Origin of the sequence: Streptomyces sp. URMC 129, assembly GCF_051386415.1 — a bacterium.
Lineage (GTDB): Bacteria > Actinomycetota > Actinomycetes > Streptomycetales > Streptomycetaceae > Streptomyces.
Window position 1 is genome coordinate 47,741 of sequence record NZ_JBPQTQ010000014.1, and the last position, 11,799, is coordinate 59,539.

The 11,799-nt window shown below is 74.2% G+C and carries 15 protein-coding genes and 1 pseudogene; 10 read left to right on the top strand and 6 right to left on the bottom strand.

Annotation, left to right across the window (positions count from 1 at the left end; all coding sequences use genetic code 11):
• Positions 1 to 148 precede the first annotated feature (148 nt).
• Entirely contained in the window at positions 149 to 478 is a 330-nt protein-coding gene (locus ACSNOC_RS05030) for a hypothetical protein (RefSeq protein WP_436746004.1), read from the top strand.
• On the opposite strand, the gene ACSNOC_RS05035 is transcribed toward ACSNOC_RS05030, so the two are convergent.
• A complete protein-coding gene (locus ACSNOC_RS05035) occupies positions 457 to 1,458 on the bottom strand; it encodes a GNAT family N-acetyltransferase (protein WP_436746005.1) in 1,002 nt (333 codons plus the stop codon). The genes ACSNOC_RS05030 and ACSNOC_RS05035 overlap by 22 nt on opposite strands.
• A gap of 127 nt (positions 1,459 to 1,585) precedes the next feature.
• Here ACSNOC_RS05035 and fdxA point away from each other — a divergent pair, with 127 nt between their 5' ends.
• Positions 1,586 to 1,912 carry a ferredoxin gene (gene fdxA, locus ACSNOC_RS05040; protein WP_327359142.1) on the top strand — a complete coding sequence of 109 codons (327 nt, stop codon included), beginning with the start codon at positions 1,586 to 1,588 and terminating at the stop codon, positions 1,910 to 1,912.
• Positions 1,913 to 2,000: 88 nt separating this feature from the next.
• The gene (gene dapC, locus ACSNOC_RS05045; RefSeq protein ID WP_436746006.1) at positions 2,001 to 3,098 is read left to right on the top strand and encodes a succinyldiaminopimelate transaminase; all 1,098 of its coding nucleotides are present in this window, start codon (positions 2,001 to 2,003) and stop codon (positions 3,096 to 3,098) included.
• Positions 3,099 to 3,164: 66 nt separating this feature from the next.
• On the opposite strand, the gene ACSNOC_RS05050 is transcribed toward dapC, so the two are convergent.
• Together ACSNOC_RS05050 and ACSNOC_RS05055 are read right to left on the bottom strand one after the other, a co-directional pair.
• Positions 3,165 to 3,572 carry an ATP-binding protein gene (locus tag ACSNOC_RS05050; protein WP_436746007.1) on the bottom strand — a complete coding sequence of 136 codons (408 nt, stop codon included), beginning with the start codon at positions 3,570 to 3,572 and terminating at the stop codon, positions 3,165 to 3,167.
• A 272-nt stretch (positions 3,573 to 3,844) separates the two neighbouring features.
• Entirely contained in the window at positions 3,845 to 4,792 is a 948-nt protein-coding gene (locus tag ACSNOC_RS05055; protein WP_436746008.1) for a hypothetical protein, read from the bottom strand.
• A 57-nt stretch (positions 4,793 to 4,849) separates the two neighbouring features.
• On the opposite strand from ACSNOC_RS05055, the gene dapE reads away from it, so the two are divergent.
• A complete protein-coding gene (gene dapE, locus ACSNOC_RS05060) occupies positions 4,850 to 5,956 on the top strand; it encodes a succinyl-diaminopimelate desuccinylase (RefSeq protein WP_436746009.1) in 1,107 nt (368 codons plus the stop codon).
• A gap of 64 nt (positions 5,957 to 6,020) precedes the next feature.
• Positions 6,021 to 6,764 (top strand): TIGR00730 family Rossman fold protein, encoded by a 744-nt coding sequence (locus ACSNOC_RS05065; protein ID WP_436746010.1) that lies wholly within the window; start codon positions 6,021 to 6,023, stop codon positions 6,762 to 6,764.
• A 40-nt stretch (positions 6,765 to 6,804) separates the two neighbouring features.
• Here ACSNOC_RS05065 and folP read toward each other — a convergent pair whose 3' ends face one another.
• Entirely contained in the window at positions 6,805 to 7,665 is an 861-nt protein-coding gene (gene folP / locus ACSNOC_RS05070; protein ID WP_436746011.1) for a dihydropteroate synthase, read from the bottom strand.
• 133 nt (positions 7,666 to 7,798) lie between these two features.
• Between folP and ACSNOC_RS05075 the strand changes: the two genes are divergently transcribed.
• Positions 7,799 to 8,161: a DivIVA domain-containing protein gene (locus tag ACSNOC_RS05075; RefSeq protein ID WP_436746012.1), complete on the top strand. Its 363-nt coding sequence runs from the start codon at positions 7,799 to 7,801 to the stop codon at positions 8,159 to 8,161.
• A gap of 193 nt (positions 8,162 to 8,354) precedes the next feature.
• Here ACSNOC_RS05075 and ACSNOC_RS05080 read toward each other — a convergent pair.
• A pseudogene (locus tag ACSNOC_RS05080) lies at positions 8,355 to 8,611 on the bottom strand (enoyl-CoA hydratase); the annotation flags it as partial.
• A gap of 196 nt (positions 8,612 to 8,807) precedes the next feature.
• Between ACSNOC_RS05080 and ACSNOC_RS05085 the strand changes: the two are divergent.
• Positions 8,808 to 8,975 carry a DUF3117 domain-containing protein gene (locus ACSNOC_RS05085; RefSeq protein WP_019434894.1) on the top strand — a complete coding sequence of 56 codons (168 nt, stop codon included), beginning with the start codon at positions 8,808 to 8,810 and terminating at the stop codon, positions 8,973 to 8,975.
• A gap of 129 nt (positions 8,976 to 9,104) precedes the next feature.
• On the opposite strand, the gene ACSNOC_RS05090 is transcribed toward ACSNOC_RS05085, so the two are convergent.
• A complete protein-coding gene (locus ACSNOC_RS05090; protein WP_436746020.1) occupies positions 9,105 to 9,755 on the bottom strand; it encodes an O-methyltransferase in 651 nt (216 codons plus the stop codon).
• A 163-nt stretch (positions 9,756 to 9,918) separates the two neighbouring features.
• Here ACSNOC_RS05090 and sigE point away from each other — a divergent pair, with 163 nt between their 5' ends.
• The 3 genes from sigE to ACSNOC_RS05105 all read left to right on the top strand — a co-directional run.
• Positions 9,919 to 10,719 carry an RNA polymerase sigma factor SigE gene (gene sigE / locus ACSNOC_RS05095; RefSeq protein ID WP_436746013.1) on the top strand — a complete coding sequence of 267 codons (801 nt, stop codon included), beginning with the start codon at positions 9,919 to 9,921 and terminating at the stop codon, positions 10,717 to 10,719.
• Positions 10,716 to 11,546 carry an anti-sigma factor family protein gene (locus tag ACSNOC_RS05100; RefSeq protein ID WP_436746014.1) on the top strand — a complete coding sequence of 277 codons (831 nt, stop codon included), beginning with the start codon at positions 10,716 to 10,718 and terminating at the stop codon, positions 11,544 to 11,546. The genes sigE and ACSNOC_RS05100 overlap by 4 nt, the downstream gene beginning before the upstream one ends.
• Positions 11,547 to 11,616: 70 nt before the next feature.
• Positions 11,617 to 11,799 (top strand): hypothetical protein (locus ACSNOC_RS05105; RefSeq protein WP_436746015.1); only part of this gene is annotated, 183 nt, incomplete at its 3' end.

Below are 11,799 nucleotides of genomic sequence, written 5' to 3' on the forward strand. Positions count from 1 at the left end.
TGCGGAGGCGAATTCAGGCGAGATCGGCCCTCGTTGCGGTGTGATCGCGCCATAAGTGCCCGGTGGCCTTGTGCTGGTTCCACGCGGCTTTCTAGCGTGGAGCCAGTCGGCCGGGGGGGGGGCCGGCCTTGGGCATCAGGGGGTTGCCATGCGCAAACCGGGGGTTGGGGTGGTGCTGGCCGGTCTCACCGCGGCGAGCCTGACGTTCGCCGCGCCGGCGGGCGCCGCGTCGCCGGGGGAGGCCACGGCCCAGGCGGTCAACTGCGTCGCGCTGGAAAGCGTGACGATCCGGGAGCGGGCCACGACCCGGTCCACCGCTCTCGGCCTGTTCCCGAAGGGAGCCGGGGCCACCTGCGGCGCAGCCATCGAGGGCGGCACGTACACGGCGTGCGGCCACACCGACGGCTTCTTCTGGATCGAGATCGACTACCGGGGCGTCGAGGGGTACGTCGCTCTCTACTGCGTCACGCGTCCGTGATCGCCGGGAAGCGGCGCGAACCGGTAGTGGTAGTGGTGGTGGGTGGCGAAGCCCAGGCGCGTGTACAGGGCGCGGGCGGGCGGGTTGTCCGCCTCCACCTGGAGGTGGGCCGCGCTCGCGCCGTCGGCCAGGGCCGCGCGGGCCAGTTCGGCCATCACCGCCGTGGCCAGGCCGGTGCGGCGGTGGTCGGGGGCCACCCGTATCGCCGCGTAACCGGCCCAGCGGCCGTCCACCACGCAGCGGCCGACCGCCGCCGTGCGGCCGTCGGGGCCGGTGGCCGTGGCGAACCACACCGAGGGCCCGGCGGTCAGGATCCGGCGGGCCACCTCGGGGGACTCGGCGGCCCGGGGCCAGCCGCCCAGCCACTCCGGGGTCAACGCCCGGCCGACGCTCACCCGTTGATCCGGCATCCGGTCGGCCAGCGGCGCGAGCGGCGCCACCAGCACGACCGCGTGGCCGGACGCCGCCCAGCCCAGCCGGTCCAGCCCGGCGGCGAGCATCTCCGCGCCGGTCGTGAGCTGGAGCCCGGCGGGCAGGCCGCGCTCCCGGTACCAGGCCGTGACGCGGTCGAGGTCCGGCGGTCCCTCGCCCAGCGGGACCGCCGCGTTGGCCCGCCGGGTCCAGCCGCCGCCCGCCCTGGCCAGCCAGTCGCCGATCCGCTCGCTCTCGGGTGCCGCCCAGGCGCGCGCGGCGACCGCGGTCAGCTCGGCCACGCCCGCCGCCGGCATGCCGCGCGGACGGGCCGGGGTCGCGGGCACGACCTTGCCCGCCACCAGCGACGATTCCGCGAGCCGGACCACCCGCCCGTCGCGGCGTGTGACGCTCACCACACCACCCGTCCAGGATGTGAGAACACCGATGGTGTCGGTAAAACGTGCGCCGTGGTCCCCCGGGCCCGTCAGCGTCCGGACCGAGACCCGTTTGCCCACGTCAGCGGCCGTGATACGGACGGAAAGGCGTGCGCCCCCGGAGATTCCCACCGACTTCCCCGCCCCCTCCGTGTACGTTCACCCTGCTCAACCGGCGATACTAAGGCTGAGCACCGACGACGCCGCGCTCCCGCGCGCATCATGGCGGACCGCCGCCCCCAACGAGGAGGACTGAAGCGTGACCTACGTCATCGCGGAGCCTTGTGTCGACCTGAAGGACAAGGCGTGCATCGAGGAGTGCCCGGTCGACTGCATCTATGAGGGGCAGCGCTCCTTGTACATCCACCCCGACGAGTGTGTGGACTGCGGCGCGTGCGAACCGGTCTGCCCCGTCGAGGCCATCTTCTACGAGGACGACACTCCGGAGGAGTGGAAGGACTACTACAAGGCGAACGTCGAGTTCTTCGACGAGCTGGGGTCGCCCGGCGGTGCGAGCAAGCTCGGCCTGATCGAGCGGGACCACCCGTTCATCGCGGCACTGCCGCCGCAGGAGCACAACGAGTGACGCTCGGCGTCACCGGCTTGGACACCCGTCACCGGTCCCGTGCGGCCACCCGCCGTACGGGACCGCATCGTTGAGGTAAGGACCCCGCGTGCCGTCCGTCTCCGCCCGCCTCCCGGTCTTCCCGTGGGACCGGCTCGAACCGTTCAAGGCCACTGCCGCCGCGCACCCGGACGGGATCGTCGACCTGTCGGTCGGCACCCCGGTCGACCCGGTGCCGGACCTGATCCAGAAGGCCCTGGCCGACGCGGGCGACAGCCCCGGCTATCCGACGGTGTGGGGCACGCCCGGGCTGCGGGACGCGATCGTCGGCTGGTGCGAGCGCCGCACGGGCGCGCGCGGCCTCGGCCACCGTGACGTGCTGCCGGTGATCGGCTCCAAGGAACTGGTGGCGTCGCTGCCCGCGCAGCTCGGCCTGGGCGCGGGGGATCGCGTGGCCTTCCCCGAGCCCGCCTACCCGACCTACGAGGTGGGCGCGCGGCTCGCGGGCGCCGAGCCGGTGCCGTACCGGGGGTCGCCGCTCGGACTGGACCCGGCCGGGCTGAGCCTGCTGTGGCTGAACTCGCCGGCCAACCCCAGCGGCCGGGTGCTCCCGGCGGCCGAGCTGCGCGCGATCGTGGCGTGGGCGCGGGAGCACGGGGTGCTGGTGGTCAGCGACGAGTGCTATCTGGAGCTGGGCTGGACGGCCGAGCCGGTGTCGGTGCTGCACCCCGAGGTGTGCGGCGGCGGCACGGAGGGCGTGGTGGCCGTGCACTCGCTCTCCAAGCGGTCCAATCTCGCCGGGTACCGGGCCGCGTTCCTGGCCGGTGACGCGGCGGTCCTGGGCGAGCTGCTGGCCGTCCGCAAGCACGCCGGGATGATGCTGCCGGCGCCGGTGCAGGCCGCCATGATCGCGGCGCTCGGCGACGACGCGCACGTGGCGGAGCAGCGCGCGCGGTACGCGGCGCGGCGCCGGGCGCTGCGGGACGCGCTGGTGGGGCGGGGCTTCCGGATCGAGCACAGCGAGGCGTCGCTGTACCTGTGGGCGACCCGGGACGAGCCCTGCTGGGAGACGGTCGCCGCGCTGAGCGAGCTGGGCATCCTGGTGGCGCCCGGGGACTTCTACGGCCCGGTCGGGGACCGGTTCGTGCGGGTGGCGTTCACCGCGACCGACGAGCGGGTGGCCGCGGCGGTGCGCCGCCTGGCGTGAGCCGGCCCCGGGCCGGTGGATCCGGTTCCCGGGGCCGCGCGGCGGCGCAGGGCGTCGGGTGGGGCGTCAGAGCAGGCTGAGGTCGTTCATCCGCCGGTTCGCGAGGGTGGGCAGGAGCGTGTCGAGGGTCTTCGGATCGGCGGTCCGCTCGGTGAGGACGCGGGTGAGGTCCTCGGCCGCGGAGCTGGTGGTCTGCCCGGTCTCCGAGACGACGTGGTGGGCCAGGGGCGCGACGATGGGCATCGCGGCCTTGACGGCGCCGCCGCCGATGTCCTCGGCCAGGCCGGTCGCGGTCGTCGTCGCGTTGTTCAGCGTCTTCTCCAGCTCTCCGTTGTCCAACGAGGTCAGCCCGCTCAGGTCCAGGGACTGCGGCTGCTCCGCCGCGCCCGCCTGACCGGCCGCGGCGACGGGAGCGGCGCCCGCCGCGAGCAGCAGTGCGGCCTTGGCCAGATGGCGCTTCAAGGGGTTGGACATGATGCTCCTTTGCCGGAGTGGTGCGTTTCGGACGCTGTGCCTATCGGCCGCGGGCAGGGTGAGGTTGCGGCCGAAGACGGTAAAGGATTGGTAATGCATCGCATTATCTGGGGCGCCGGAAACGGGTCATCACCCGTCATGGAAAAATGGTTTGGCGTAGGTCATATCCGCGCCCGGACCGGAAATGGCACCGGGCGCGGCGCCCGGTTCACCGGAATTCCCGGCGACATTCCCGGAGTTGGGAACGCGGTCGGCCTCGCGGGCGGAGCGGATTACTGCTCGGGGACGAGGACCGACATCCGCAGCTCGGTGGTGGAAGCCGCCCCGGACCCGCCCGAGTTCTCGCCGTCGTCCCCGTTTCCGTCGTCCCCGGAAAACTCCCGCCAGCCGTCCGACGAACGACTCGCCTCCCAGATCCGGTCCCCGTAAACGATCCGCTCGATGCCCAGACCGGCCGAGTGCGCCACCGCCCAGTGCGCCAGCTCCCAACCGCGCTCCGGCACCCCCTCCTCGGCCACCGGAACGGTCACCGCGGCCCCGTCGCCCACCGGCCGCACGTCCTCGCCGAACTCCCGCACCATCCGCTCCAGCACCTCGGCCGGACCGGCCGGCACCCCGGGCGCCTCCTCGGGGTCCTCCGGGTCCCAGACGCAGGTCAGCGCCTCGGCCGTGCGGCCGGTCAGCGCGCCCGACAGCAACTCCGCCTCGTCCTCGTGCTTGGCGTACTCGTCCGGATAGGCGCTGCGCTGCACCTCCTGCGCGGCCTCGGTGAGCGGCATCGTCATGTAGTCGGGCACCTCCACCAGCCGGTCGTAGAACGCCCCGGCCGCGTACACCGGGTCCATGACCTGCTCCTCGGTGCCCCACCCCATCGAGGGCCGCTGCTGGAAGAGGCCGAGCGAATCCCGGTCCCCGTAGTCCAGGTTGCGCAGCGCCGACTCCTGCATCGCCGTGGCGAGGGCGATGGTCACCGCCCGCTCGGGCAGCCCCCGGGAGGAGGCCACCGCCTCGATGGTGGCCGCGTTGGCCGCCTGCTGCGGCTCCAGCGTGAAGGCCCGCTCCCCGTCCTCGCGCGCCACCCAGCAGTGCGGCGGCTCCTGTGTGTCCTGCCACAACCGCACGGCCGCGTAGCCGCCCGCGCCGAGGCCGGTGAGCAACAGCGCGGCGACAGCGCCGCGGACCACGCGGTGACTTCGGTTGGCGGACGTCCGTTCGGGCACGCGACGAGCGTATCGGGTCCCCCCGGAGCCCCTACCCCGCCCGGGTACGGTGAGGCCATGCGAACCCCCGCGACCGGAACCGGTGTGCTCGACCTCGGCCTCGACGCCGCAGCGCTGACCGCGCGGCTCGTCGACATCCCCTCCGTCAGCGGCTCGGAGAAGCCGCTGGCCGACGCCGTCGAGGAGGCGCTGCGCACCCTCCCGTGGCTGCGCGTCGACCGCCACGGCAACAACGTGGTGGCGCGTACCGAGTTCGGCCTCGACCAGCGCGTGGTCCTCGCCGGACACATCGACACCGTGCCGATCGCGGACAACGTGCCCTCCCGCCTCGACGCGGACGGCGTGCTGTGGGGCTGCGGCACCAGCGACATGAAGTCCGGCGTGGCCGTCCAGCTCCGGATCGCCGCCACGGTGCCCCGGCCCAACCGCGATCTGACCTTCGTCTTCTACGACAACGAGGAGGTCGAGGCCGCGCGCAACGGGCTCGGCCGCCTCGCCGCCGCCCATCCCGACTGGCTGGCCGGGGACTTCGCCGTCCTCCTCGAACCCTCGGGCGGCCAGGTCGAGGGCGGCTGCCAGGGCACGCTGCGCGTGCTGCTGCGCATGTCCGGCCAGCGGGCCCACTCCGCGCGCGGCTGGACCGGGTCCAACGCCATCCACGCCGCCGCCCCGGTGCTCGCGAGGCTGGCCGCCTACGAGGCGCGCCGCCCGGTCATCGACGGCCTGGAGTACCGGGAGGGGCTCAACGCGGTGCGCATCGAGGCCGGGGTGGCGGGGAACGTCATCCCCGACGAGTGCGTCGTCACCGTCAACTACCGCTACGCGCCCGACCGCGGCGAGGAAGAGGCCGTGGCCCACGTCCGGGAGGTGTTCGCGGACTGCGGCGTCGCCGGGTTCACGGTGGACGACCACTCGCCGGGTGCCCTGCCGGGGCTGTCGCACCCCGCCGCCCGCGCGTTCATCGAGGCGGTCGGCGGCGAGCCGCGCCCCAAGTACGGCTGGACGGACGTCTCCCGCTTCAGCGCCCTCGGCGTCCCGGCCGTCAACTACGGGCCGGGCGACCCGAATCTCGCGCACAAGCGGGACGAGCGGGTGGCGACGGAGACGATCCTGCACTGCGAGGAGCGGCTGCGCGCCTGGCTCGCGGGTCCCCCGGACGCGTGACCGTACGCTGCTTGACAGGCCCGGTCGCCGGGCCCCAGGAGACGCACGAGACGAGGAGCACGGCATGAGCGACGGCACCCCGGAACCCGACGAGCGGCGTGAACAACGCCTCGGCCCGGTGCTGCGCCGGCGTGGCCAGATGACCCCGGGCCAGGCCGACCAGCGGCTGCTCGACACCCGGGGGCCGTCGGACTGGGTGCACGGGGACCCGTGGCGGGTGCTGCGCATCCAGTCGGAGTTCGTCGAGGGCTTCGGCGCCCTGGCCGAACTCGGCCCGGCGGTCAGCGTCTTCGGCTCGGCCCGCACGGCGCCCGGCTCGCCCGAGTACGACCTGGGCGTCCGCATCGGGCGCGGCCTGGCCCGGGCGGGCTTCGCGGTGATCACGGGCGGCGGCCCGGGCGCGATGGAGGCGGCCAACCGGGGCGCGAGCGAGTCGGGCGGCGTCTCGGTCGGCCTGGGCATCGAGCTGCCCTTCGAGCAGGGCCTGAACGAGTACGTCGACATCGGCGTCAACTTCCGGTACTTCTTCGTCCGCAAGACGATGTTCGTGAAGTACGCGCAGGGCTTCCTGGTGCTGCCCGGCGGCCTCGGCACGCTGGACGAGCTGTTCGAGGCGCTGACGCTGGTGCAGACGCGCAAGGTCACCCGGTTCCCGATCGTGCTGGTCGGCACGGAGTACTGGAGCGGGCTGGCGGCCTGGCTGCGCGGGACGGTGATCGCCCAGGGCAAGGCATCGCCGGTCGACGACGGCCTGTTCAGCATCACCGACGACGTGGACGAGGCGATCCGGCTGGTCACCAAGCCGTAGCGGGCCCCGGAGCGGCCCGGACGGCCCCGGCGCGGCGGGGTCAGGCCAGGCCGCGGCGGGTCGCGGCCGGAGGGCGGTGGCCCGCGATCGAGGCGACCATCCGGAGCACCTGCCGGGTCTCCGCCACCTCGTGCACCCGGTAGACCCGGGCGCCGAGCCAGGCGGAGACCGCGGTGGTCGCCAGCGTCCCGATCAGGCGCTCCTTGACCGGCAGGTCCAGGGTCTCGCCGACGAAGTCCTTGTTGGACAGCGACACCAGCACCGGCCAGCCGGTCGCCGTCATCTCGCCCAGCCGCCGCGTCGCCTCCAGAGAGTGCCGGGTGTTCTTCCCGAAGTCGTGGCCCGGGTCGATCAGCACCGCATCGCGGCGCACCCCGAGCGCCACCGCCCGCTCCGCCAGACCGACGGTGACCCGCAGGATGTCCGCCATCACGTCCTCGTACGCCACCCGGTGCGGCCTGGTGCGCGGCCGGGCCCCGCCCGCGTGCGTGCAGACCAGGCCGACGCCGTGCCGGGCCGCCACCTCGGCCAGCTTCGGATCGACCCCGCCCCAGGCGTCGTTGAGCAGATCCGCGCCCTCGGCGCAGACGGCCTCGGCCACTTGGTGCCGCCAGGTGTCCACGCTGATCACCACCGACGGGTGGCGGCGGCGCACCTCGGCGACGAACCCGGCCGTGCGCCGGATCTCCTCCGCCGCGTCCACCTCCGCGCCGGGGCCCGCCTTGACGCCGCCGATGTCGATGATCGCGGCGCCCTCGGCCACGGCCCGCTCCACCCGCGCCAGGGCCGCGCCGTCCTGGAACGTGGCGCCCTGGTCGTAGAAGGAGTCAGGGGTGCGGTTGACGATGGCCATGATCACCGGCTCGTCCGCCGCGAACTCTCGTGTGCCAAGGCGCAGCATCCCGCTCAGCTCTCCGTTCCCGCGTGGCGTCGGCGTTTTCCCACCGAACCTACCCGGCCGGTCCCCGCGCCGCTGTCACCGCGGCATGCGACGATCGGCACAGCAGGAGGTTCGAAGCCCAGGGGAGGCACGGGTGTTGTTCTGGTTCCTGATGGCGGCGATGGTCATCGTGATCGCCGCCGTCACGCTGGCGGTGCTGGGCAGCGGGGACGGCTCGGGCGGGCAGGCCACCGGCGGGCTCGCGGACGCCGAGCCGGACCGGCTGTCCGATCCGCTGCCCATGGACCGGCCGGTCGGCCCGGCGGACGTGGTGAAGGTGCGGCTGCCGGTGGCGCCGCGCGGGTACCGGATGGCCGAGGTGGACGACGTGCTGGACCGGCTCGCCGCCGAACTGGCCGAGCGGGACGCGCGGATCACCGAGCTGGAGACGGCGCTGGCGGGCGCCCAGGCGGTGACGCCGGCCCAGAAGGACGCCCCGCCGGCCGAGCAGGACTGACCGGCGCGCCGCCGCCCGCGGCTCTCGCGCGCGAACGCGGCCCCGGCGGCCCGGTGGCCGGCCGGGGAGCCGACCGCGTCCTGCGGCCGGGCCGCCACTTCACGGGCCGCCTCCGGCCGTTCCTCGTCGGGCGCCACGCGCCGCGCGACGCCCAGCCCCCGGCCTCCGCCGCGTCGATCCGGCCGCGGAAGCGGAATCCGGCGCCCGCGGCCACTCCGCTCACCGTCGCCACGACGGGTTTCCGCATTCCGGCGGGCGCGCTCGTGCGGCCGTTCCCGTCATCGGCGGAACGGCCCGCACCCGGGAATCCGGCGCGGCCCGCCGCGGGGAGTCCCGCGGCGCTTCCTTCGCCGTGACATTCGGGGCATTCACCGCCCCGGGGCGATTCAGCGTGACAGTGGCGAGACTGTCGGTCACTTCGCGGAGCACGGTCCCGGTCTTGGCGGACAGCGTGACCGGGGGCCCGTGGTATGGCGAGACAATCGGTGAATTGAGTGGTTTTGCGCGTGCGCGTTGCCGAAGGGATACCGCCCAATGTTGGTCATCGGGACGTTCCATGCGGGATAATGACCTGAAGCAATGTGTTCGACGCCGGTGACCCTCGCGTCGTCGGCTGCGACGAGCTGGTCCAGGAAGGGGAACGAGCATGGCGGCCATGAAGCCGCGGACGGGCGATGGTCCGCTTGAGGTGACCAAGGAGGGGCGGGGCATCATCATGCGCGTTCCGCTTGAGGGCGGTGGCCGACTCGTCGTCGAGCTGACCCCGGACGAGGCGGTCGCGCTCGATGAGGAACTCAAGAAGGTGACCGGCTGAGCCGCCGCACCCCGGGCTGATTCCCTCGGCCTTTTCGGCGCTGCCCCGGATCGTGTTCCGGGGCGGCGCCGTCTTGTCGGCCGTCTCGCCGTCGCCGTCTCGCCGGTCGATCCTCCGCCCCGGGAACCCTCAGACGCGGGCCGCGCACAGCAGGCCGTCGCCGACCGGCAGCAGCGCCGGCATGAGGTCCTTGCTCTCCCGGACCGTGCGCAGCAGCTCGCGCAGCCGGCGCACCTCGGTGGGCTGGGCCGCCGAGTCGACGGTCCGCCCGTTGGCGAAGACGCCCGCGAAGCACAGCAGCCCGCCGGGACGCAGAAGCCGCAACGATTCTGCGAGGTACTCCAGGTACTCCAGCCGGTCGCCGTCGCAGAACACCAGGTCGTAGCCGCCGTCCGCGAGCCGGGGCAGCACGTCCAGGGCGTGGCCCGGGATGAAGCGGGCCCGGTTGGCGGCGAAGCCCCCCATGCGGAACGCCTGCCGGGCGAACTGCTGCCGCTCCGGCTCGATGTCCACCGTGGTGAGGACGGAGTCCGGCCGCATGCCCGCCTGGAGGTAGAGCCCCGACACGCCGGTGCCGGTGCCGATCTCCACCACCGCCCTGGCGCCCGACGCGGTGGCCAGCAGCCGGAGCGCGTCCCCGGTGCCCGGCGACACGGGGCGGACACCGGCCTCCCGCGCCCGCTCCCGGGCCCAGCCCAGCGCCGCACCCACCGGCGTCTCGGCGTCCGGCGCGCCGTACGCCTCGGCGAACGCCCAGCTCGTCAGCCGGTTGCCGGTAATGGCCTTCTCCTGTCCCCGTCATGCACGCGCTTTGACTGTATCGACTCCCGTGGGGAACAGGGGGCCCGGACCGGACGTTGGATGCTACGGGACCGGCGCGAGGCGCGCGGGACCCGCGCGGACCGACAGAAATGCTTATCCGGAACTGACGGGGCAGGTGGCTATGGTAGGGACTCCACTGGACACCACCAGAGCCGACAGGGGAGGTGCGGCCACGTCCACTGGCCGGGGGGTGCTGAAACGCTTCCTGAGGTCTTCCGGCGGGCCGAATTCCGTGACCGAGATCGCTGACGCCGACCGCGCGCAGGCCACCACCGATGCGGCCGACGGCACCACCACCGCCGTCGCCACCTTCAGCAGCGGCACCGAGGGCACCCCATGGGCCCCGCCGTCCTGGGAGGACATCGTCAGCACGCACAGCGCGCGCGTCTACCGGCTGGCCTACCGGCTCACGGGAAACCAGCACGATGCCGAGGACCTGACGCAGGAAGTCTTCGTCCGGGTCTTCCGATCGCTGTCCACCTACACGCCCGGCACGTTCGAGGGCTGGCTCCACCGCATCACGACGAACCTGTTCCTCGACTCGGTGCGGCGCAAGCAGCGCATCCGCTTCGACGCGCTCGGCGAGGACGCGGCCGACCGGCTGCCGAGCCGCGAGCCCACCCCGCAGCAGCACTTCAACGACACGCACTTCGACGCCGACGTGCAGCAGGCGCTGGACACCCTCGCCCCGGACTTCCGGGCCGCCGTGGTCCTCTGCGACATCGAGGGCCTGAGCTACGAGGAGATCGCCACCACGCTCGGCGTGAAGCTCGGCACGGTCCGCAGCCGGATCCACCGCGGGCGCTCGCACCTGCGCAAGGCCCTGCGCCACCGGTCGCCGCGCGGGCGCGGCGAGCAGGCCGAGGCGGTTCTCGCCGCGGTGCCCGCCGCGCCGTTCGCCGGGGAAGGCGGGGTGGCGTGACCAGTGCCGCTGAGCCCGGCCCGGCCGACCACCACCTCGGGGAGAGTCTGGCCGCGCTGGTCGACGGCGAGCTGTCCCACGACAGCCGCGACCGGGTCCTGGCCCATCTCGCGACCTGTCCGAGCTGCAAGGCGGAGGTGGACGCCCAGCGCGAGCTGAAGAGCGTCTTCGCGGCCAGCCCGCTGCCCGCCCCCTCCGACGGGCTGCTCGCCAGGCTCCAGGGCCTGCCGTCCACCGCCGACGCCCGACCCTCCGGCGACCCGGGCGAGGACTCCGGCCCCGCCGGGCCGTCGGCCGCCCCACCGGGCGGCCGTTCCCCGGCGTTCAGCCTCGGGCTGCTCCCGGGCGGACGCCAGCGCGAGTCGCTGCTCGCCCCGCCCTCCCTCGGATCCGCGCGCGGCTTCCGCATACATGAGCCGGGGGCCCTCCGGGCGCACCGGGGCCACCGGCTCGCCTTCGCGGCGGCGGGCGCGGTCTCGCTGGCCGCGTTCGCCATCGGCGGCGCCATGACCACCGCCGGCTCGGGCGGCGGCACGGCCACGGCCGGCTCCGCCAGCGCCACCGTGGCGGTGGGCAGCGGGGCGACGCCGGTGAGCGGGTCCCGCACGCTGAGCGGGCGCTCCGACGAGGAGTCGCGGCTGCCCGCGGTTGTGACGGCGGCGCAGGCGGCCGGGCTCGCCGTGCTGAGCGCGCCCGCCGGGCCGGTCGTGCCCAGCGGTCAGCTCTACCCGCTCTTCAGGACGGCCCCGGCCCTGGGCCCCGAGGTCCCGCCGGCAGTGGCCGCCACGTCGGCACCGGGCCTGTTCGGAGCCGTGAGCCCCCGCTGATTTCGGCCGACTGACCTGGTTGAATGCCATACCGGGACAGGACGACGCGGACACGATGGGGACAGCGGCTATGGACAAGGGGAACGGCGCCTCCTGGGGATCCTCCGGCCGGAGTCAGGGAGAGGACCCCGAGGCCCGGCCAGGGCACGATCCGTACGGCACGCCGCCCTACGGGCAGCCGGGTCCCTGGGCACCCGCGCCGCCCGTCCAGCGTCCCGCCCCGACGCCGCCCACCGGCACCCACGTGCCGCCC